Source organism: Paenibacillus sp. Root52 (assembly GCF_001426865.1).
GTDB lineage: Bacteria > Bacillota > Bacilli > Paenibacillales > Paenibacillaceae > Paenibacillus.
This window is the reverse complement of record NZ_LMFO01000012.1, coordinates 142,672-166,068: the sequence shown is the minus strand read 5'-3', so window position 1 is coordinate 166,068 and position 23,397 is coordinate 142,672. Positions and strand designations below refer to the sequence as shown.

The following is a 23,397-nucleotide window of genomic DNA, read 5'->3' as shown; positions in this document are numbered from 1 at the left end:
ACTTGGTTTTAGAACAAACTTCTCCCATTTGAATAAGTATATATGGTTAATGAGAGCGCAAAAGGAGATTGGTTAAATTTGACTGTTTATCAACATGTACAAGAACTTATAGGCAATACGCCTTTACTTGAATTATCTCGTTATCCCTTACCTCAAAGTGTTCGCTTGTATGCCAAGTTGGAATTCATGAATCCTGGAGGCAGTGTAAAAGACCGGATCGGCAAGTATTTGTTGGAGCAAGCCTTGGCACGAGGAGATGTTAAGCCAGGTGGAACGATCATTGAAGCTACCGCGGGTAATACGGGCATTGGTCTCGCCATGGCTGCCGTAGGGCTGAACTTAAACGTTATTTTCACCGTTCCCGAGAAGTTCAGTGTGGAGAAACAGCAATTGATGCGTGCACTGGGCGCTACCGTCATCAAAACGCCTACATCAGATGGAATGACAGGCGCTATACGCAAAGCAGAAACACTAGCAACCGAGATACCGGGTTCCTACATTCCTGGTCAGTTCTCTAATGCGGATAATCCTAGAGCACATTATGAACATTTGGGCCCTGAGATTTGGCGTGATCTGAACGGGAAAGTAGATATATATGTCGCCGGAGCTGGGTCTGGCGGGACTTTTATGGGCGGCTCACGCTTCTTAAAGGAACAGAATCCTTCCATTAAGGCCTGCATTGTAGAGCCCGAAGGCTCAATCCTTGCTGGTGGTTCACCAGGATCACATCGCACAGAGGGCATCGGAGTCGAAACATTATCTTCATTCATGGACGTAAGTTATTTTGATGCTATCCATACCATCTCAGATGAGGACGCCTTTGCTCGGGTTAAAGATCTGGCAATCTTGGAAGGTTTGTTGGTAGGAAGTTCGTCTGGGGCAGCGATGCAAGCTGCATTAAATGAAGCCCATCATGCCGCGCCTGGAAGTAACATTGTGGTGATATTCCCAGATAGCAGTGAGCGTTATTTGAGCCAAAACATCTATAATGGAGGATCATAATATGAGACCAAAAACAAAGTTAATCCATGCTGGCATTGTTGGTGATCCTCATACGGGAGCCGTGAGTGTGCCGATCTATCAAGTAAGCACGTTTGAACAAGAAGCTGTTGGTGTGCATAAAGGCTATGAATATTCACGCACAGGCAATCCGACTCGTCATGCATTGGAAGAAGTGATTAAAGAGCTGGAAGATGGCGTTCGAGGCTTCGCTTTCAGTTCAGGAATGGCCGCCATTCATGCCGCAATGTCTCTGTTGAAAAGTGGTGATCACGTTATTCTAACCGATGACGTGTACGGTGGGACATATCGTATTTTCAACAAAGTGCTCCATCGTCTAGGTATTGAATCTACCTTCGTGGATACAACCTCACTGCAAGCACTGCAACAAGCTCTTCAATCGAATACAAAGGCTATTTATGTTGAGACACCAACGAACCCTCTACTTAAGGTGACTGATATTGCTGCCGTTGCGAAATGGTCTAAAGCTAACGAACTATTATTCATCGTGGATAACACCTTCAGTACACCGTATTGGCAAACTCCTCTCGCTCTTGGCGCGGATATTGTATTACATTCAGCAACAAAATATATCGGTGGCCATAGCGATGTCGTTGCTGGGCTTGCCGTTGTGAACAGTGAACAGCTTGGTGAAGAACTTCATTTCATACAAAACGCAATTGGCGCAGTCTTAGGACCCATGGATTCGTGGTTATTGATGCGCGGACTCAAAACATTAGGATTGCGGATGGAGGCACAGGAACGCAATGCCGAGCAAATTGCGGCTTTTCTAAACCAACATCCAGCCGTGAGCAAGGTTTATTATCCTGGCTTGTCCGATCATCCGCAGCATACTCTCGCTTCCACCCAGGCAAGAGGGTTTGGCGGGATGGTATCTTTTGACGTAGGTGGTTCCGCAAAGGTCGATGAAGTATTAAGTAAAGTCCGTTATTTCACACTGGCTGAAAGTCTAGGCGCGGTTGAAAGTTTAATTTCTGTACCTGCTCGGATGACACATGCCTCCATCCCATATGAACGTAGGCAAGAATTGGGCATTACGGATGGGTTGATACGTATTTCGATTGGCATTGAGGATGCCCAAGATTTAATCGAGGATCTGACTTCTGCATTAAGTGAATCCGGTTTATAAAGGATATTAAAGAAATCATGCCTTTTCAGAAGCAAACCTTCTGTGAGGCATGATTTTGTAGTTTTTGGGCTAATCAATAATGTTGGATTCCTCAACTGCCAGATGTAGCACTCCTTAAGGTATAGACGTAAGTACTGATCCATTCGAGGCATCTATTAGCGCAATGCACACACTATATCATCTATGTGTTTAATTAGAACGCACCCATCAAATATATGAAAAGTAACTTTGCCGCAGATCTATACTAACTCCTGGTCTTAATAGTACGGTAACAAGGTCAATGCAGTAAGGGCAAACAGCGGGAGTACAAGCCGATTAAATCGTCTACGCCCATAGCCATAATAAGGATATGGCGTAGGATAACCGTAACCTGGGTAAAATCCACGCGCATGTGCTAATGGATAGTTCGCTCCAGGCATTGCATTAGGTGCCCAGTTCGCATGGTGCATCGCCGCTTCTGGCCCAACAGGAACAGCCAAATAGATCATTTCATCATCCACATTTTCCATAATCCCGTCATAGTGACTGCCATCCTGCATCTGCACGCATACGTACCGATGCATGTGCTCTTTACAGATTTTCTTCGCTTCCACCTTTTCCACTTCTTAACGCCTCCCTGATCATTGCTCATCATCACCCTTTCATCGTATTCAGCTCTGGGCGAATTGACACTGCAAGAACAGGTAAAAAAAAAGAAGCACCCCGTGTGTAACTTCCTAAAGGAAGTCACTGCTTGCGGACGTCTATTCAGGATCATTCCTGATCAAACGTCCGCCGGGGTACTTACATCAAGTTTGTCGGCTTAACTGTAGTATAACAATGCGATGAACCTGTATCTGTGATGTAACTCACTTTGTGATTGAATGAATTCAGGCATAGATTTATACCTACAATGTTTCCAGAACAACTCGAGAGCCGCCACCAGCCTCACTTGCCGGAATGACAACCAGCTTACGTGCTAGACGTGCTCGCAGTTCAGGTACGTGGCTAATGACACCAACGGCTAGACGATCGTCATACAATTTCTCCAGCGAGGTTATGACCGTGTCTAACAGTTCAGGATCAAGTGTGCCGAACCCTTCATCCAGGAAAAAGAATTGCAGTGGATACTGCCCACGAAGCTGAATCTGTGCAGATAACGCCAAAGCTAGCGACAGCGAGGTTAAGAAAGTCTCGCCGCCCGACAAGGTGGACACCGGGCGTTTCACCCCACCATTGGCATCATCACATATGACAAATCCACCACCTGAATCAACTTCTAGCGAATATCTCTGTTTGGTCAAGAAGCGTAATCGCTGCGATGCTGCCTGGCTAACCTGCATCAATTGCTCTTCAGCAATGTATTCTACGAATGCGTTCCCGCGGAAAGCAGATTGTAGCTTACTCAGCAGCTCGCCTTCTCGGCTAACGTCCACTCGTTGGTTCTCCAGTTCAGTCCAGCGTACGTGACGTTGCTGAACATCTTCCAAGTCCCGCTCAGTCCGAGCTTTGGCGCTCAGTGCCGCTTCATCCTCAGCCCGTCTCAGCCGTAACTGTTCTGTGCAAGCGATCCACTGTTCCTCAGACACCTCAGCTCCCGCAAGTTTCTGCTCCAGTTCTCGTAACTGCGATGCCAACTCACGTTCCTGTTCGCGGTGTTGCTGGATGGCCGCACCCAGTCGTTCTGCCTCCTCGGAAGCGATGGCTGCCTGCACAACAGCTTCCTCCGAAGTGAAAGGTGATTGATCCAGCAGTTGCTTCCAGCGCACTTGCGCCTGCTGCAAATGCTCGCCAGCAGAGACAGCGGCTTGATGAGCGATGACGTCTTTCTTCGCCGACTCTTGTTTCAGAGCATCTGCTTCCTTGAAACGCTGTGCTGCTTCTGTTGCAGAGGTTCTTAATCGAGTCAGCTGAGCCTGCGCAGCAGTAATCAGGTCTTCTACGCGTTGTTCGCCAACCCATTGCCGTAACCGTACTTCCTTTTCGGCAAGTTGTTTACTGTTGCCCTGCCACTCTGTCTGCCACTGGATTAATTGTTTATCCAATTCGACCAGCTTGCGCTGAAGTGATTGAACGATCTCTTGCTTCTCTTCAAGGAACGTCACGCTTTTGTTCAGACGTTCCTTGATGTCCTCGGCGCGTGCATCGCGCTCCTGCATCGCCTGATATAAGGCCTTGGCCTGTTCTCGGGCGATGTCAAGCAGTTCCGCGGCCCAGCGATCGCGTAGCGCTGTCGCTGCAGCCTCGCTCTCGGCTAGCTTGCGCTCCGCCTGGACGAGCCCGGCACGGCCGGCTTCCTGCGCAGCCGCCGCCTCCATGCGGCGCTGCTGTGCGCTTACGGCCGCCTGCTGCAACGCAGCGGCCTCCGCTTGCAGCGGCGCTGCGGCGTCAGCCAGCGCCCGCGCGGCTTCGCGCAGCGCGGCGGCACGCGCCGCCCAGTCCGCCGAGGAGCGCCCGTTCACGGGCGACGCGGCGGGCTCGGGCTCCGCTGCCGCAGGCGCGGCCTCGGCTGCGGACGGAGCTTCGCCGGCCGCAGCGCCAAGCTGCGTCAGCAGGCTGCGACGTTCGTGCAGCTGCTGGCGCAGCCCAAAGCGCAGCTCCTGCAGCTCCGCGTGCAGGCTGCGCAGCAGTTCCAGGTCCGCATCGTCTGCGTGCGGACCTTCTCCCGCCGGCGCAGCCGGGAGCGGGTGGTGTGCGGAGCCGCACACCGGGCAAGGCTCGCCTTCGCGCAGCTCGGCGCGCAAGGCGGAGGATAGCCGATGCAGCTCCTGCTCACGCATCGTGCCTCGAAGCTGTTCCTCCGCCCCAGCCAGCATGCTCTGCTCGCGTCCGATGTCCTGCTCGCATGCAAGCAAGGCTTCAAGACCTGCAGCCGCCTGTTGAATTAATCGCTCACGCTGTATGCTCAGGCGGCTCTCCTCTTCAGTGATCGCCTGCAGCTTATTGGCTCCCTGTGTAGCTGATTGCTGGCTCGCCTCCAGTTCCACCTTGTTCTGACGTAACTGCTCTGCTACCGTGTCCATCCGGTGCTGAAGCTCTAACGCAGACTGTAGCTGTCTCCGCTCATCGGCTTTGACTTCGTTGGGCTTCAGGCTCTCCTGTAATTCTTCCCGCCGTTTACGTCCACGCTGCTGCAACTCTTGCTCTTTCTCCAATTGTTGACCCACAACCGTCTGTTCTGCTTGACCTTGCTCAAGTAAATGCTTCAGACGTGAAGCATCCTCTCTAAGCCCGTCACGTTCCTTTTGCAGTTCTTTTGCCTGTTCCAATTGCTCCAGGCGCAGCATTAATTTGGGCTCTTCCTCAGACAGTTGCACTCGGGTAGCCTCTGCCTTTTCCGCTTCAAGTACAGACTGCTTCTCATGTTCTATCGCTTGCTGATGCGCAGTCTCGGCTACCTGCTGGCGCAACTGCTGCTCCGACATAGCTTCACGCATCGTTTGTAATGCAGGTAAGATCACATCTGCTGCACTAGCCTGTTTCAATCGTTCTTCACCTGCAACAATGTGTGCATCCTGTGCTTTTAACTTACGCTGTTCCTCTAAGCGAGATTGACGTTCATGACTCCATTCACGAATTTTGCCCAGCTGTTCGGCTTCCTTCGTGGCCTCTTCTAATGCTTTACGGGACAAAGCTGCAGAACGAACTGTCTCTTCAAGAAGCCGAGCAATCTCTTCAAGAGTCTCCTTACTTGCATTGCCTAACCCTTGCTGCTCCGCAACTAGGGACTGATGAACCATATCATTATTCTTCACTCGCCTGCTCAACTTGATGGCAAGCTGGTCTCCGTATTTCTCTAGATGGAAAAGCCGCTGCAGCATCTGGCGTCGCTCGCTGCCTTTCAGAGACAGGAATTCGGCAAATTTCCCTTGTGGAAGAACAACCGCACGCGTGAAATCATCCATTTTGAGCCCAATTACATCCTCGACAGAGCGGTTAACCTCGGCTAACTTATCCGCAAGTACGTGATCTTCCCCGTCAATGGTCTCAATAAATTTACTAACCGTATTGCTTACAGATACTTCATTATTTCGTTTGAACCGCCGCTCTACGCGGAATCTACGCGTACCTTCCGCAGATGATAATTCAAACGTAAACGCAACCGATAATGCATCCTCGGCATGGTTCATAATTCCCTGCGTACCATTCACCGCACGTTCTACTTTTCCGTACATCGCTAGTGTAATGGCGTCAAGCAACGAGGATTTCCCACTTCCCGTAGGTCCAAAAATACCGAACAACCCTGTCTCTGTCAGCACGGTAAAATCAATCTCCTGAGTTTCACGATAACTCTGTAGACCAGCCACTTTTAACGAAATCGGCTTCATTTGGCCTCAGCCTCCTCACGAACACCTGGCTCGTCCTCATCGACAAGCTCCAGGAATAGCTGTACAAGCTTCTCTTCAGGCTCTGCCCCACCGGTCTGCCGCTGATAGAACTTTCGGAACAATTCATGCACAGGCAGCTCAGAGCGTTGCTCTAACAGACCCGCAGCAGCCATCTCGGGATACACCGGACGGATGTGAATAATACCGTCATGGGATCTTCGAAGCTGCTGGATCTCTTTTAAAGACATCGCATCCTCTAGCCATACTTCCATATCCACAAAGGCCTGAGCATCTCGTCCTTCCTCTAACCAACGATGTACCTCAGCAAGCCCTCCTCGCGCCTTCCAGCGAACAAGGGGACGACCACAGGTTAGAAGCACTTCTTCCACATGTGGAACGCCACCAGGTGCTAGATCCACCATCGTCACCGATTTACTCTGTCCAGCTTCTGAGAAACTGTAGGCTAATGGCGAACCGCTATAACGAATAATACCGTCTCCCTTTACCGCCTGTGCACGATGCAGATGTCCGAGTGCTGTATATTGGGCACCTATAGACAGAGCTGAAGGATCTACAGTGTAGGCACCACCAACCTGAATCGGACGTTCGGAATCACTTTCTACGCCGCCAAGCACATAGATATGACTCATGGCTAGATTCACTGTATCTGGTCGGAATGATGCCGCCAAATGCTGCATCAGCATCCCTACACGCCGGCTGTACGCTTGACGAAGCACATTCTCATCCCCATCTGTTGTCAGCAGTTCGTTCAATCTGGCTTCAGATGGATAAGGTAATGCCGCAATGTTTGCCGTCTCACCTGTACGCTTTGCATGAATGGTCACTGCTTCCGCAGTAGGCATTCCTACAAGAGTGATACCCTGTCTATTCACAAGCGGAGTTACCGATGCAACCCGTTCGGGCTGATCATGGTTTCCCGCAATGACCACAAGTGGTCTGCCCCGCTCGGTAAGCCTTGCGGCTGCTTCATAGAATAATTGCTCCGCTGAAGCTGGAGGGTTCACCGAATCATACACATCGCCAGCCATTAGAATAGCATCTGCCTGCTGATCGTCTGCTAGTTTCACAAGCTCATCAATAAAGTCTTCCTGTTCCCGCAGACGGCTCCGACCTTCGAGTGTTTTCCCCAAGTGCCAGTCTCCTGTATGCAAAATACGCATTGTCCGTTCATCCCCTCTCCCAAAAACATTTCAAAGTACTGCCCATGAATCCATCTCATAACTCACTAAACATGATATATGTAACGAGATATAGACAAAATTAACCCTTCTGAACTATATCTCGTCCTAATTAAGGTAGCTCAAGCTATACTAAATGAATCCCTATTCTAACATTTCACAGCATGTCCACCATCAAAGAAATAGAGCCACCGGTGGTCAACCTTACGTCCCAAAATATCTTCAATTGCCCGGCTATATAACTCTAGCTGGAAACGATAGTTTGCAGTTAAATCGTTTAACCCTTGTGCATCATTCCAGACACGATCCGTTTTATAATCGAGCAGCACAAGTTTGCCCTCCACCTCATAGAGGCAGTCTATAATCCCTTGAACCAATACCGTCTCATCTACCAGTGATGCCTGGAGTCCTTCGCCTTCATCTACCGTCTGCATCCCCTCATGTGGCGTTCTATCACGCAACCACTCAGCAGGAGAATGATGTGCTGGCAATCCGTAAATAAATGGCGTCTCCCGTTTTACCCAATCTGCCCGCATAAGTTCCAATCCAGGCTCAGTATCAAAAAAAGCAACGAGTTGCATAGCATCAACGACCTCTGCCTGATGAGGTAGCACAATCTGAAGTTGCAGCAAGCGTGCAAGCGTGTTTTCTACAACCTCGACATCAACCCCTGTTCCATCCATAGGAAGATGCTGCATCAATGTATGATACACGGTTCCTCTTTCTGCACCTGTTAGCTTGTTCTCTTCCATGAATTTAGGACGACGCAGATGCAATTTGAAGGACGAATCTGAATCATGGCTTCTACGATTATCAAGCTGTACTACTGGGTTCAACTTCTCATCGGGCGCATCATCTGTAGGCAAAGTGTTACTTTCCAGCCTTCTTGCCATCTCTTCCATCACTTGTAGCGGCTGGTATTCCTGCTTGGCGAGCAATGTCTTGAGTTCAGACACGGATGTGCTTGCCGCAACCTGCGTTGCCGCTGTGTGTGCATATGCCCAGGATAATCGTTGATTGACTTGCTCCATAAGCGATACATCTGCATGCCCATCTTCAGTAACTTCATCATCATCACCGTTAACTTGCTGAGCTAATTCTAACAAGTCAGCAGCTTCATCGCTTCTCTCTTCAGAAATACGTAACTGAACAGGCTGTACTGCTTGCAACGCAGCAATTCGTTCCTTCCGAACTTCTGATATCGCTTCTTCCTCGTCCTTGGGATGCCCAAGAACCATGTCCCGCGAAACCTGATCTGCAGAAACCACGGTGATATTCCAGTGCGACTCGTCGTCCAGTAAGCAAGATGAATAGGAATCACTTCCTCCAGCCAATTCACGAAGGGAAGCCGCTGCTGGGTGACGAATAAGGGACGGGCCGATCCAGTCCAAATAATTACGTCCTGCTGCAAGTAAGTAGTCTGGCAATAACAACTCCGAACTGTCCTTCACCTGTGACCAAGCGGCTGCCTTTTTGGCAACATCCTTCACTGTTCCAATGAGGATCATTTTCTCCTTTGGACGTGTGAGTGCCACGTACAGCACTCTCATCTCCTCGGCTAACAGCTCAAATTGAGCCCGGCGGCGGATCGCTAGATTGGCAAGTGTCGGGTACGCAACACGATTTTCTTGATCCACAAACCTTGGACCAAATCCAAGCTCCTTATGCATGAGAAAAGGTGCGTTCAGATCCTGCTGATTGAACATTTTCGATATACCCGCCACAAATACTACTGGGAATTCCAGTCCTTTACTTCGATGAATGGTCATAATCCTTACTTCGTTGTCTTGCTCAGCAGCACCGCCGACTGTTCCTAAATCTCCACCGTTCTCACGCAGTCTAGAGACATACGTCAAAAAGCGGAACAAACCTCGATTGGCAGTTGCTTCCTCATATTGACGCGCCCGGTCATATAACGCCTTAAGATTGCTCTGACGCTGCATGCCACCGGGGAGACCACCTACCCAGTCCAAGTACCCCGTCTCCCGGTAGATCCGCCAGATTAATTCGCTCAGACTGCCTTGACGAGCCTCCAATCGCCATTGCTTCAATTGACGTGCAAACTGAATCAATTTTTGCTGTAATGTTGCACCCTCATCAGGCTGAACGACATTGTCCTCATCACTTACAAGGTTGACCAGTCCCGCCCAGTGAGCCGCATCAACATCACTGCTGGATTGTGCCATATCATCTACACGATCTAACTCAGCAGTAACCGCCGTCTCTCGTCGTGCCTGCTCCAGCTCTGTCCACGCTTCGGGCCAATTCATCTGAACGGCTTGATCATCACTATTTACTTGCATGCGTTGCTGATCTAAGCTGTGGTCATGCCCTGAATGATCTATATCTCCTGTAGCCAAAACTACAGCATCATAGAAGGATTGAGTTTTATCCCCGAGACGAATCTGTGCCAGTTCCTCTTCGTCTAGACCAACAATCGGTGACCGAAGTACCGCAGCAAGAGGAATGTCCTGTCTTGGGTTATCAACAATCTGAAGCAGGGACAACATCACTTCCACTTCGATTGCCTGAAAATACCCTTTGCTCTGCTCACCACCAGCAGGAATGCCTTGTTGTCTAAACTCTTCGATCATAAGCGGAGCCCACATTTGAGCAGAACGCAACAAAATGACAATGTCACCGTACCTTGCCGGTCGCATCGTTTTCAGCGCTTTATCATACACCTGCAATGCAGGCTGATCTGTGTCGCCCACAATCTCTCGAATACGTCTAGCCATTGCACGTGCTTCCAGTTGAGCAGTCTCTAACTCAGCGCTCTCCAGTTCAGCAGTAGCCAGTGTATCTCCCTGCTCCTCTGTGCTTTCAGACAGATCAGGCCCACCGCCTTGACGATCAATCAATATGACCTCAGGTGTATACGTCTCATCTCTTTCCGTCTCTGACGGGAATGATGCTCCATAAGCAAGCTGGGCTCGTTCATCATACGCAATCTCCGCCACACCTTCGTTCATAATCTGCCGGAAGAGCATATTGACCGAATGAACAACTTCTTCACGGCTTCGAAAGTTACGCGCTAGATCAATACGTCTGCCCGTGCGCTCGCTGGAGTCTTCGTCCTGATCCAGTTCAGCACTTGAAGCATATTGACGATATTTGTTAAGGAACAGTCCCGGCTCGGCCAGACGAAAACGATAAATACTCTGTTTTACATCACCAACCATAAATCGGTTACCAGGATTTTCTCTAGAAATTAGTCTTACGATATCTTCCTGTACTGTATTGGTATCCTGATATTCATCCAGTAACACTTCATCAAAACGTGCACGGAATTCCATCGCTGCATCTGAAGGCATGGACACAGCTGGCGTAGAATCCTCATGACGCAAAATTTGAAGACAGTAATGTTCCAGATCGCTAAAATCAACCTGTCCACGTTCCTGCTTCGCCTGCTGGTATCGTTCTCCAAACTCACTGACGAGTTTAGATAACTCGTGCATCAGTGGGGCAGCCTGCTCTAACTCCTGCCAGAACGAGAAGGCAGTTCTCCCGAACAATGATCCTTTCAGATCGGTTACTGCTTTTTTGGCTGCTTCGCGAAGATCCTTAACTTGCTCTTGAAGACCCGGGTCTGTCTGATCTTTCTTGCAAGGCTTGAGTTTGCCAAATGCGGCTGATTGAAAGACGTCTGGCAAGTTGTCCCATGGCATGATCTGAACGGCAGAACGGAGCTCCTCTACCATCACCAGATCTTCCTTGAGCGTATCCGCATAAGGTGCCGGCCCTTCTGGCTGCATAGCAATTTCAATCCCTTGGCGCAACACCCCAGCGGCACCACTTAACGTAAGTGAGGCATCACGTAAAATACTCTGTACCCAGACCGTACGTCCAAGTGCTTCTACACTCTCCACCTGAAAAGCAGACGCCATTTCTGCCAGCCAGTGATCTGGCCAAGAATGACTGCGAGAGAAGTCATACAGCCGTTGTACGAGCCGATACATTGCATCATCGTTCCGCTCGCCACTGAACCAATCCACTAATTTGCGGAATGTACTGCCTTCATCCTGCTCCCCATATTTTTCTTCGAAAAGCTGTTCCAGCAGTTCTTGCCGCATCATTTCAGCTTCATTTTCATTCAATATCCGGAAGGCAGGATTCAGCGGAATCTGCTGATAATAACGCCGTATGACTTCCATACAAAATGAATGCAGTGTCGTGATGGACGCACGTCCAAGAAGCGAAAGCTGCTTACGCAAATGCTCTGCTCCAGGCTGATCTTCCAGCGCACGTTCCAATGCTTCCCGTATACGTTGCTTCATCTCGGCCGCGGCTGCTTTTGTAAATGTTGCTACAAGCAAACGATCTACGCTGAATCCCTGAGAAGGGTCGGCAATTTTGCGAATAATCCGTTCGACCAATACAGCCGTTTTACCCGATCCTGCAGCCGCGGCAACTAGAATGTCTTCTCCACTCTGCGAGATCGCACTCCACTGGTCATCACTCCAGAAGCTACCTTCTGGTTTTGGCATATTCGTCATAACGTTTCCCCTCCCTTGTTGTGAGATAACAACTCCCATATTTGCTGTTTGCCTGGTCTTGATAACAGATTATATTCATTACCTTCTATATTCTCATCAAACTGACAGACTGGCTTATAAGGACAGAATGTACATGCGACTTCCTGTTGGATACGATAAGGCTCGATGCCCACGTCCCCGTCCGTAATCCGTGTACCAATCTCTCGAATGTTGCTTCGTACGGTTGCAAGCAATGTGTCCCATTGCTCGGGTGTAGCTACAGCTGCACTGCTGTAAAAACTACCATCTGCTTTCAGTGCAACAGGAATAATCGCAGAATACCCTTTTTCCAAGGTATGATCCATTTGAGCAATGTTATCTCGGTCTGCGAGCAATAGTCCTTTCATTTTGAAGCGTTTCAGCAGCTCTTGTCCTGCTTGCTCCGAGGTCATGCCATTGGAGGATTGCAGTAGCGGATTATGCACATGGAAATACAGCGTGCCGCCCGGCATGGCAGATTCACCAAGCCATTCTTCAGCCGCACTAAGCAACACTTCCAGATACGTAAGCATCTGTAGTGACAGACCATAATAGACTTCGTGTAGCTTGAGATCCGTCTGACTTGACTTATAGTCAATGACTCGTAGTAGAAGTCCATTTTCCCCTTCAGCAACATCTACACGGTCAATTCGACCGACAATCTCCATCACACAGCCATTTTCCAGCTCAAAACGTAACGGCGGCAACGGCTTGCCTGGTCCAAAATCAAGCTCCAGCCCGATCGGTTCATAACTTCCTCGTCTAGACTGTTCTCCCAGAATAACGGAAGCTCTGCTGACAATCTCCTTCAACTTACGGAAAATGTAACCATATCGCTTGGTGCTAAGCAAAATTTCTCCTTGAAGCTGTGGAGCAATCTGCTCCACCGTCTGCTCTGCCTCTTGTCGGCATTGCTCTGGCGATAAACTCCCCCAGCTACGATTTTCTTCACGCAAGCGCATCGCCAACTGACTGAGTGCAGCATGAAATAATTGACCGATATCGGGTGCTTGAAGACGGTAAAGCTGGCGATCCTTCAAGCGTAATCCATGAGAAGCAAAGTGAGAGAATGGGCATGCTACAAACCGTTCCATCCTGGAGACACTTGTACGAACTTCCGTACCATACAATCTCCGACTAGTGGATGTGCGAAGCGGTAACGCCCGATTACGATAAAAGACAGATCCCAGCAATCGGTCCAATAGCGGTTTGCTGCTTTCTTGCGAAGCATGCCAGTTATACACTGCCCACCATAATTCTGGAATGTCCTCACCGCGGCGCCATCTGCGCAATTGTCCAATTAACGTAGATAAGCTCTGTTCCGGATGACGAACATAGGCCCAATGATTCTGTAAACCTACTGATCCCTGAGGTTCAGTCAGAAGAGGTTGCTCCTGTTTGCCAAACATGTTCCGCACGTGTCTTACAATCTCTGAAGGAAGAAGCGACTTCCCTTCATCATCCGCGACAGGGTAACTTAGCCACAGTTGGTCACTAGCTGATGTTAAGGCTGTGTAGATCAGAAAACGCTCGTCCAGCATTTGTCTGGTCGTTCCAGGCCCCAGTGGCAAACCTCTTTCTGTTAACAAAAGTCGTTCCTGCTCAGTCAATACACCATCCTCTTGAGGTACAGCCGGGAGTTCTCCATCCACTGCTCCAAGAATAAATACATACTTGATATCCTGCAGACGTGTCCGATCCATCGAACCAACCAACACCTGATCCAATGCAGGTGGAACCAGACCCAATTTAAGCTCCGTTAGTCCTGTCTCCATTAATCCAGCAAACAAATCCAAGTCCAGCCGCTCGGCTCCCATCATATCGACCATCTGATCAAGCAGATCTAGAACGGCTCCCCACATTTGTCGATGCACGCGTGAACGTTCCGGATCACCTTGAGCGGTGGCCTCGGTGGACATCGCCTCCAGCTTCCATGGAATCTCCGCATCTTCAAGTAAATTGTATAATGCAGCACACTGTTCCTTGGCTGTCTTCGCCTTACTCATTCGCTTCTCAAAAGCACCCATTGGATCTGTAATAACCGTGCGGCATTTTTCCATCAACGATAACATTTGTTCACGTCCGCGGCTCCGATTATCCTGACCGTTGTCCTCTAGCGACAAGCTAGGCACATACTTCCAAGGTTTGCCGTCTGTCCAGCGGTATCCGTGAATACCACAAGCTAGGATGTAATTCTCGAGTTGATCCATGTCCTCACGGCTCACTGAACCATCACGAGGCAGGAGGAGATCTGTTTTGACACAACGAAACACATCTTCGTAACGCCAGCGACGACGAACAACATCCAGTACTGAACGAATAAACTCTGCGAGCGGATGATGCAGCTCACTTCGTCTGCGATCCAAGAAGACAGGGATGTTATAATCTCGGAACAACGGCTCGGCAATATCTGCATAAGCATCTAACTGACGAACCAACACAGCCATCTCACGGTAACGAGCACCCTCATCTTGAGCCAAACGTCTCATTTCCCGTAGCGCACCTTCCAGTTCTGCACGACGGTTCTCGGCTGCGTACAACTTAATACCAGAATCGCGCCCGTCACTTCTCCAGCGAACTCTACGATCGAACCCCGCTTCCAAATGCGCTAATCCCGGGCTTCCTTCATATCTTGGCGCAACCTCTGGCTGAAGAATCATCGTTTCGCTCGGCACACCTAAGTCATCGGCCATGCCTTTGAGACGTGCATAAGCACTCGCTGTGGGATAGAACAGATCCAAATCGTTAGGAAGTGCACCATGCTCGTATGGGCGATCTAACGTCAATGCAATCGTAACATTAGAAGACTGCAACATCAGTCTTCCAACCACACTCAGTTCCTGTGGAGTGAATCCCTGAAACCCATCTATCCAAATCTGAGAATTTTGCAGCATCGTGCCTTCAGATAACCGTTCAGTCAATTCGCTAAGCGTATCTTCATCATCAATGTAGAGATCCGTTAATTCCTGTTCATAATCACGATATATTAAAAGCAGATCATGAAGCTTATCTCCCAATATCGGTGCTGACGAAGAGGCATTCCACATGGAAACTCCGTCTCCCAGCGATGCAGGATCAAGCTCATAACGTTTAAATTCACCATATAGGTTGTTCAGATGACTAATAAAGCCTAATTGGCTGCTTGAAGCACCAAATAATTTCAACTCTTCCTTACGCCGTTGCAGTACTTTATAGAGCAGCATCTTCTTACCCTCAGCACCGATTGGAATACGCGCCGAACCACCAGCCTCCTGCATGACACGGTAAGCTAGTCTTCGGAAACCAAGCACTTCAGCGCGCATAGATCCTTTGATCATGCCAGAAGAGACGAGTGCTTGCTCTGTACGGAATGAACTCTGTTCAGGTACTAGTAAAATAAGGGGATTCCCCTGTGGCTCCTGTTGAAGCAGGGTAGTAATTTCCCGGGTAACCAGGGCACTCTTGCCACTGCCTGCCCGGCCAATAACGAAGCGTACGGACATGTCTAATCCTCCAATCATCACGAACAAGATTTTAATTCTCAGTATACCATACCTGACTCGGTTCGGAACATACGTTTGCCACTATTCGGCAGCATCGGAAACATCTCCATAAACATAACAAAAAGGCCTACAGCTATATAACTGCAGACCTCCAACTTGATGTTGATATGATTGTTGATACAAAATAATTTGTCGTTTAAATGCTCATGTGACTGACTTCATTACTTTGTTTTACTGCGAACCTCGAAGATCGCAAATTTCAGATAATGCCCTTCATCTACACCCAAAATCTGTGGATGATCCTTGCCTGCTGCCTTCCACTCAATGAGGCGAAGTACTTTACCAGCATCTTCAGCCGCATCTGCGATTGTTTCGAGGAAAAGGTCTGGACGCATGTGATATGAACAGCTCGCCGTTACAAGATATCCACCCTCATTGACGAGTTTCATACCATGAAGATTGATGTCCTTGTATCCACGGCATGCACCTTTGACTGCTGATTTCGTTTTGGCAAACGCCGGTGGGTCAAGGATAACCACGTCAAACGATTTACCTCCGCCAGCAGCGATTGCTTTGGAAGTGTCTACTTTTTGCTCGCCTGCACGTGCACGGACATTCCGATCTTCAAGTCCTTTAACCTGTTCACGCAGGTATTGGAAAGCATCCGCTACGACAAATTCAACTCGATCAGTGAATCCGTTCAACTCTACATTCGTTCTAGCACTTTCGATCGCATGCTCTGAAATGTCCAGACAAGTTACTTTCTTCGCTCCATACTTACAAGCATTCAACGTGAAGCTGCCTGTATGAGAGAAACACTCCAGTACCGTCGCACCATCCCAGTAAGGGAATGTTACAACTTTACCACTTTTGTTAACAGGCAACCATTGCTCACTTCCATCCTGCTCCACTTGCTCAAGACGGATGCCGCTTTTGTAGCCCCAGCCCTTCATTAAGGGTTCGATCGCTGCACGGTTCTCACGCTGATCGAAGAAATAGCCTGTTTTCTGACCTTCCACGATATCTACTTTAATGAGCAAACCGTTCTCTGTTACAGTCACATGACGTGGGCACTCACCGTAAAGAGGACCTTTAGTCTGCTCCAAGCCTTCCAGCTCACGAATAGACACATCGCTCCGCTCGTAAATGCCTTCAGGCTGCATCACTTCAATCAGAGCTTGGACAATTGCCTCACGACAACGATCCATCCCCAGTGTCAATAGCTGTACCACAAGTATGCTGCCGAAGCGGTCAACGATCAACCCAGGTAAAAAGTCCGCTTCACCATAAACCAAGCGATACGCTTCTCCGTCTTGGATGAAACGTTCACGATGGCGTAAGCAATCCTGGAAACGTGCTGTAAAGAACGCCGTATCCATCTGAGCAAAATCTAACGGTTGGTAGGATACAACCCGTACGGTAATTTGTGATGCAGGATTGTAATACCCTGTCGCCAGGTAGCGACCTTGATGATTTAATACATTAACAAGATCGCCAGGCTCTGGATTTCCGTCAACTGAGGCAATTTCATTGTTAAAGATCCATGGATGTGCATGTTCCAGCCGCTTTTTGCGACTGCGTTCTAGGGTAACCGATGGCAAGGTAAATCCACTTCCTTTGTGAGTTAGTTGAAAAGATAGGTTTAGTGCAAAGGGAGACGCTCCGGGGACGGATCGGTCTTTCGATCGCTGTTATCCCCAGATTTTTTGGATTCCCTTTCTCAAAAGGGAAAATCCGGGGATAAACGCGAACGCTCCGCTTCTCCAGATCCGATTCCGTCCCCTCCGCTCCGTTTGCACGAATCTCCGTATCTTTTGAATATGGCGGTACGTAGGGGTAAACCTTTGAATGATGGCTGTTCCTCTTAACAGTTCCCTTTTTCTAAAAGGGAACTGTTAAGAGGAAGGCGCTCGCTTCGCTTCTACAGATTCAATTCCATGTTCTTGCTCCGTTTGTAGGAATATCTTTATTATTTGAGCTCCGTGATACGTAGGTAAAACCTTTGATCTCTTCTCGCTGTAATTCCTCTTGCTTGTCATGGTTGTCCTTACCGGCTCATAGGATGAAGATAAGAGCCATGCAGGAAGGAATGAGGTTACGGATGTTCAGAGAAGTTGTGTTTCCTTTATTATATGGGCTTGTTATCTTCTTTGCTGGCATGAAGGTAATGGAACTGTCGCTACAGCGCATGGCTGGACCTATGCTCGCCGGGTGGCTTAATCGTGCCACTTCTGCCCCATGGAAAGGGATGGCTTTCAGTGCAGGCGCAACTGCACTGCTTCAGAGCAGTACCGCCGTTACCGTGCTCACCATTGGTCTTGCCAATGCAAGAATCATCACCTATGGGCGCACGCTTGGGATTATTTTAGGTACAAATATCGGAACCTGTTTAACTACCGAACTTGTTGGATTGCAGATTGGACGCGCTGCACTACCTCTACTCGTTCTTTCCCTGCTTGGCTGGGCTACTTTTGTTGTCCTTGCAGAACGCAATCGGGCGGCTCCCGAAGAAACCAAGCGAACGCTTTTTCAAATACAATGCAGTTTTTTGGCAGCAGCAGGATTTGCACTCGTCATGACAGGCATTCAGGTCATGCAATCCATTGCAGTTCCACTCCGAAGCATGGGTGTATTCCAATGGTTTTTGGATCGCTCCGCGGATAGCCTATGGTGGGGATTCCTTGCAGGAGCCTGTCTGACAGCACTAATTCACAGTAGTGCAGCTGTCATAAGCATGGCTATAACACTTGCCGCGACAGGTGTGTTGCCCGTAGAGATTGGCATTGCCATTGTGATCGGCTCCAACGTGGGAACATGCATCACAGCCGTTCTTGCTGCCGCTGGCGGAGCATCCGCAGGCAAATTCGTCGCAGCCGCGCACGTCATATTAAACGTGGCGGGTGCACTACTTTTCATGCCGCTCATTAATCAGCTTCATGCAGCTTCAGCTTGGCTGTCCGCAGATCACGGAGCACAGATCGCTCATGCACAGACTTTGTTTAACATCATCTGTTCCCTATTAGCTCTGCCCTTATGTTATTTACCAATCTGGCACAAAAAACCACCGGTTTCCGCCCCTTCGGCGAAATCACCCGTGGCATAGTGCTTCTGAAAACTGTTCTTCCTTAATTTTGCAACGTATAAAACGAGCTCTGAATAGTTAAACGTTAATGCCCAGTTTGCTCAGTGCGTCACGTAGAATGCTGTCATTATTGTCATAGCCGTTACTTTCCTGTCTGGACCATGCTTCCTCGGGTGTATACCAATCTACGCCTTTAATTTCTTCAATCTGAGGCTGCATATCGCCGCTCTCTGCCTCTACTAAATAATAGTGAACTTCCTTGTCTACCGGACCGAACTCTGCATGTTGGTACGTATAGGCGATAACGTCGACAGGTTCAACAATTCGTCCAACCATGCCTGTCTCTTCTAATATCTCGCGCAGCGCTGTCTGCTCGATCGTTTCGCCTGGTTCCATTTTGCCCTTAGCCAATGTCGTTTTCCCGTAACGATCCACAATTAATTGGATCTGTAGTTTTCCGTCATCATCTTTGCGATAAACAACGCCACCTGCTGAAATTTCTTTTTTGTTCATTTTGTTCTCCCCCAATCACGGAATGCTTATGGTCTGTTTACAACTTTTTAGCCACTTTATTGCAAAAGAAGGATTTCATCGCCCGGGTACGTTCCCCAAGGAAATGAAATCCTTGTTTTGTCATCTCGATTACATCGCCGCAGACTTCGGTTGATCTTCCAATACACGAACCAACGTAGCCTGGCTCTCATTGACGCCAGCTTCAGTGAGCTTCACGCGGCATACTTTGCCAATCATATCCTGAGAACCATCGAATACCAATTGAATGTAATTATCGCTGTATCCTTGAAGTTTACCGCTGCCTTCGCGACCTTTGGCTTCTCCCTCAGGAATAACATCCAATACTTGTCCCACGAATTGCTGTGCATAAGCCAGCTGCATCTGTTCAGACAGATCGATCAATTCATGTACACGAGCATTTTTCACTTCTTCATCCACCTGATCTTCCATACGTGCTGCCGGCGTTCCGGTACGTTTGGAATAGGGGAATACGTGCATTTCGGAGAAACCGATCTTCTTCATCAGTTCATAACCGTTACGGAACATCTCATCCGTTTCACCCGGGAAGCCCACAATAACATCTGTCGTAATGGCTACATCCGGCATTGCTTCACGAATGCGGAGCATTTTATTGTAGAACTCTTCGGTTGTATATTTACGGCGCATCCGTTTCAATACTGCATCGTCACCTGCTTGCAGCGGAATATGGAAGTGACGAACCAATTTATTCGAACGTTTAATCACATCCAGCATACGATCATCGATCTGGCTTGCTTCAATGGAGCTAATACGAATACGTTCCAGGCCTTCGACTTTATCCAGATCCCAGAGCAGATCGGTCAAGTCGTAGTTTTCCATGTCGTCACCATATCCACCAGTATGGATACCTGTCAGCACAATTTCTTTGTACCCCGCATGCACCAATTGATGCGCCTGTTGAACAATACTGTTTGATTCCCGGCTACGAGACAGACCACGCGACCACGGAATGATACAGAATGTGCAGAAGTTATTACATCCATCCTGGATTTTCAGGAAGGCACGCGTACGATCAGCAAAATCAGGCACATCCATTTCTTCAAACACACGTGTCTTCATAATGTTGCGTACAGCGTTTACCGGTTGGCGGGATTCCTGAATTTCTCTAACATATGGCAAAATTTTATCCCGATCTTGTGTTCCGATAACCAGGTCTACTCCTGGAATATCTAGAATCTCGGCAGGAGAGGTCTGAGCGTAACAGCCAGTTACTGCCACTATGGCATCCGGATTCCGACGAATGGCACGACGAATAATTTGACGGCTTTTCTTGTCACCCGTATTCGTCACTGTACAAGTATTAATTAAGTATACATCGGCCGTCTGTTCATCAAAGTCCACTTGATCGTATCCTTCGTTCTTGAACAGTTGCCAGATTGCTTCTGTATCATAAAAGTTAACTTTGCAGCCTAAGGTGTAAAACGCCACGGATGGCATAATTACATTCCCCCCATTTCTCCAGATTCGTATAAAACACAAGTCAGCGCGGCCATTCCAGCCGTCTCTGCACGCAAAATCCGTTTGCCCAGTCCAACCGATACGGCGCCAGCCTGATCAGCTTCCAGTGTTTCCTTCTCTGAGAACCCGCCTTCTGGGCCTACCACGATCAACACATTAGCCGTCTCATCAGGCGCAAGCTTTTCTACGAACGGTTTTAGCGCATCGCGCAGTTGCTTGCCGTTTTCTTTTTCATAACAATAGCATACCAGATCATATCCCTCAAAAGAAGACAACAGCCCTTTCCAGGAAAGCGGCTGCTTAATGGACGGAATACGGTTGCGATGGCTCTGCTCAGCAGCTTCCTTGGCAATCTTCCCCCATCGCTCTAGTCGTTTACTTTCCTTCTTGGCATCATATTGCACGATCGTCCGCTCCGAGAGAAAAGGAACAAACGCTACCGCTCCGATCTCAGTGCATCGCTGAATGACCGTTTCCATCTTGTCACCTTTAGGCAAACTTTGAGCTACCGTTACACGAATACGAGCCTCATGATCCAGCTCCAGGGACTCCACAATATTCGCTGTCACTTCACCGGCTTCTATGCCTTCAATCTCCACCAGAGCTTCTCTGGTACGTCCGTCACTGACAATCAGTTTATCACCAGGTTTGCCACGCATAACCTTACTGATATGTCGCGCATCATCGCCTGTGATCACAACCGAACGCTCTTGGAATTGTTCTTCAGATACAAAATAACGCTGCATAGGTCTGTCCACCATTCTATCCTGTTATGAATGGAATTCACCCTGCTCACAAGCAGGCGTGAATCCATACGCCACAGATGATCATACAACTTTTATGTCCTTCTGACCAGTATTTCAGTCCAAAACGTTATCACTCGTTTGCTAGAAATGCGAGTTCAAAAGGTCTCTAAAATAGACCCTTAATTAGATTTCCAAAATCGTCATACATACTGTATGCCAACATATATAACGGATTAATCGTTACATCCCGTAACGGGGGCACGATAAGAATAAGCAAGAAGATAAAAATAGACCATTGCTCCACACCCTGTAACTTGCGACTAATGGAGGGCGGTAATAACTCTTCCAGAACCCGATAACCATCCAAAGGTGGTAATGGAATTAGGTTGAATAAAAACAGGAAAAAGTTCGTGAGGTTGAACATGAAGAAGAAGGTTGCAATCGCTGTATACAATCGTTCATTTTCAATGTTGTGCATAACACCAGTACCCACAAGCGTAGCAAATACGATGGTTCCTATGATCGCAAGTAACAAATTACTCAAAGGGCCTGCCAAGGAGACAATCAAACTCATTCTCCGCGGTTTATCGAAGTTGGCTCGATTCACGGGTACAGGCCGAGCCCAACCAAAACCAGCGATCAGTAGCATTAATACGCCCAATAGATCAAAATGCACAACCGGATTAAGCGTTACTCTCCCTAACAGTTTCGCTGTTGGATCTCCAAATTTATTGGCAAAGTACGCATGTGCAAATTCATGCACAGTAAAAGCAATTAGAATCGTTAACAAGAAAAACGGTAACTGATCTAGTGGGTAACGAAAGAGCGAATTTAGAAAATCCATCTGTTACCTCTTCCTAGCTACGTACGCCAGCCAGTCCTCATCACGGTGAATGGCACTTATTTCAAACCCAGCAGCTATGAGTCCATCATGAACTAACTGCTCTTTATTTTTCCAGATACCTGATGCAATATAAACGCCTCCTGATTCAAGAGCATTGTAGACATCATCCACAAACAGCATAATGATCTCAGCAAGAATATTAGCTACAATGATTTTGACTGGAAGTTTTACACCTAGTGTTGGGTCTTCACTACCCAGAACAGACAGCAAATCACTTTCCTTCACGGTGATACGGTCATCAAGCCCGTTCAGATGTGCATTTTCCTTCGCGCTGGATACAGCTACTGGATCCAAATCTAAAGCTAGAACATGCTTCGCCCCAAGTTGTACCGCGCCAATGGCAAGAATACCTGAACCTGTTCCGACATCAATGACTTCTTCTCCGCCTTGAATCACCGTTTCCAGTGTACGTAAACAAAGTGAAGTTGTTGGGTGGGTTCCTGTACCAAAGGCCATGCCTGGATCAAGCTCGATAATTTTTTCGTCTGGGCTTTCTGGAGTATACTCCTCCCATGTCGGTTTAATTGTCAAACGTTCTGACACACGCACAGGTTTAAAATACTTTTTCCAAGCATCTGCCCAGTCGTTCTCATCAACCGTTCTTGTCTCATAACGCACGTCACCCACATTAATATCGAATTCAGCAAGTTGCTCAATTCTCGGGCGCACTTCTGCCTGTAATGCTTCCATGTCTGTGTCTTCGGAAAAATACCCTTTGATCTCAGCAAAACCTTCAGGAATATCATTCAAAGGAAACTCATACCACTCACCATAGGGTGCATCACGCTTTTTATTTAAAGTACCGGACTCTTCAATTGAAACCCCTCCAGCACCTGCTTCATGCAAAAAATTCGAAATCATCTCCACCGCTTCTTCGGTAGTATGTATTGTTAGTTCATGCCATAACATACGTTATTTTTCCTCCTCATTTTTCAAACATCCCCATCATTGTACTACACAAGCGAGTCAGAATACAAAATGCAGTAATTAAAGGTACCTGTTCG

14 protein-coding genes are annotated in these 23,397 nt (G+C 48.3%); 3 read left to right on the top strand and 11 right to left on the bottom strand.

Going from position 1 to position 23,397, the window contains the following annotated elements; all coding sequences use genetic code 11:
* Positions 1 to 78: 78 nt before the first annotated feature.
* Positions 79 to 1,002 carry a PLP-dependent cysteine synthase family protein gene (locus ASD24_RS12235; RefSeq protein WP_056696010.1) on the top strand — a complete coding sequence of 308 codons (924 nt, stop codon included), beginning with the start codon at positions 79 to 81 and terminating at the stop codon, positions 1,000 to 1,002.
* Position 1,003: 1 nt separating this feature from the next.
* Entirely contained in the window at positions 1,004 to 2,149 is a 1,146-nt protein-coding gene (locus ASD24_RS12230; RefSeq protein WP_056696008.1) for a bifunctional cystathionine gamma-lyase/homocysteine desulfhydrase, read from the top strand.
* Positions 2,150 to 2,406: 257 nt separating this feature from the next.
* Here ASD24_RS12230 and ASD24_RS12225 read toward each other — a convergent pair whose 3' ends face one another.
* The 6 genes from ASD24_RS12225 to ASD24_RS12200 form a co-directional block, all read right to left on the bottom strand.
* Complete coding sequence (locus ASD24_RS12225; protein WP_056696007.1) at positions 2,407 to 2,751, bottom strand: hypothetical protein; 345 nt, start codon at positions 2,749 to 2,751, stop codon at positions 2,407 to 2,409.
* 285 nt (positions 2,752 to 3,036) lie between these two features.
* Entirely contained in the window at positions 3,037 to 6,456 is a 3,420-nt protein-coding gene (locus ASD24_RS12220; protein ID WP_056696005.1) for an SbcC/MukB-like Walker B domain-containing protein, read from the bottom strand.
* Positions 6,453 to 7,637: an exonuclease SbcCD subunit D gene (locus ASD24_RS12215; RefSeq protein ID WP_056696003.1), complete on the bottom strand. Its 1,185-nt coding sequence runs from the start codon at positions 7,635 to 7,637 to the stop codon at positions 6,453 to 6,455. Before ASD24_RS12215 ends, ASD24_RS12220 begins: the two co-directional genes overlap by 4 nt.
* A 167-nt stretch (positions 7,638 to 7,804) precedes the next feature.
* The gene (gene addA / locus ASD24_RS12210; RefSeq protein WP_056696002.1) at positions 7,805 to 12,151 is read right to left on the bottom strand and encodes a helicase-exonuclease AddAB subunit AddA; all 4,347 of its coding nucleotides are present in this window, start codon (positions 12,149 to 12,151) and stop codon (positions 7,805 to 7,807) included.
* Entirely contained in the window at positions 12,148 to 15,651 is a 3,504-nt protein-coding gene (addB, locus tag ASD24_RS12205; RefSeq protein ID WP_056696000.1) for a helicase-exonuclease AddAB subunit AddB, read from the bottom strand. Before addB ends, addA begins: the two co-directional genes overlap by 4 nt.
* Positions 15,652 to 15,872: 221 nt before the next feature.
* The gene (locus ASD24_RS12200; RefSeq protein ID WP_056695998.1) at positions 15,873 to 17,252 is read right to left on the bottom strand and encodes a class I SAM-dependent rRNA methyltransferase; all 1,380 of its coding nucleotides are present in this window, start codon (positions 17,250 to 17,252) and stop codon (positions 15,873 to 15,875) included.
* 500 nt (positions 17,253 to 17,752) lie between these two features.
* Between ASD24_RS12200 and ASD24_RS12195 the strand changes: the two genes are divergently transcribed.
* Complete coding sequence (locus tag ASD24_RS12195; protein ID WP_056696897.1) at positions 17,753 to 18,754, top strand: Na/Pi cotransporter family protein; 1,002 nt, start codon at positions 17,753 to 17,755, stop codon at positions 18,752 to 18,754.
* Between the two features lie 57 nt (positions 18,755 to 18,811).
* On the opposite strand, the gene ASD24_RS12190 is transcribed toward ASD24_RS12195, so the two are convergent.
* The 5 genes from ASD24_RS12190 to prmA all read right to left on the bottom strand — a co-directional run bounded on the left by ASD24_RS12190 (position 18,812) and on the right by prmA (position 23,302).
* Positions 18,812 to 19,246 carry an NUDIX hydrolase gene (locus tag ASD24_RS12190; RefSeq protein WP_056695997.1) on the bottom strand — a complete coding sequence of 145 codons (435 nt, stop codon included), beginning with the start codon at positions 19,244 to 19,246 and terminating at the stop codon, positions 18,812 to 18,814.
* A gap of 129 nt (positions 19,247 to 19,375) precedes the next feature.
* Positions 19,376 to 20,722, bottom strand: a complete 1,347-nt coding sequence (gene mtaB / locus ASD24_RS12185; RefSeq protein ID WP_056695995.1) for a tRNA (N(6)-L-threonylcarbamoyladenosine(37)-C(2))-methylthiotransferase MtaB — start codon at positions 20,720 to 20,722, stop codon at positions 19,376 to 19,378.
* Positions 20,723 to 20,724: 2 nt separating this feature from the next.
* A complete protein-coding gene (locus ASD24_RS12180; RefSeq protein ID WP_056695988.1) occupies positions 20,725 to 21,489 on the bottom strand; it encodes an RsmE family RNA methyltransferase in 765 nt (254 codons plus the stop codon).
* A 166-nt stretch (positions 21,490 to 21,655) separates the two neighbouring features.
* Positions 21,656 to 22,333, bottom strand: a complete 678-nt coding sequence (locus ASD24_RS12175; RefSeq protein ID WP_056695987.1) for a site-2 protease family protein — start codon at positions 22,331 to 22,333, stop codon at positions 21,656 to 21,658.
* A 3-nt stretch (positions 22,334 to 22,336) separates the two neighbouring features.
* The gene (gene prmA, locus ASD24_RS12170) at positions 22,337 to 23,302 is read right to left on the bottom strand and encodes a 50S ribosomal protein L11 methyltransferase (RefSeq protein ID WP_056695983.1); all 966 of its coding nucleotides are present in this window, start codon (positions 23,300 to 23,302) and stop codon (positions 22,337 to 22,339) included.
* Positions 23,303 to 23,397: the final 95 nt, after the last annotated feature.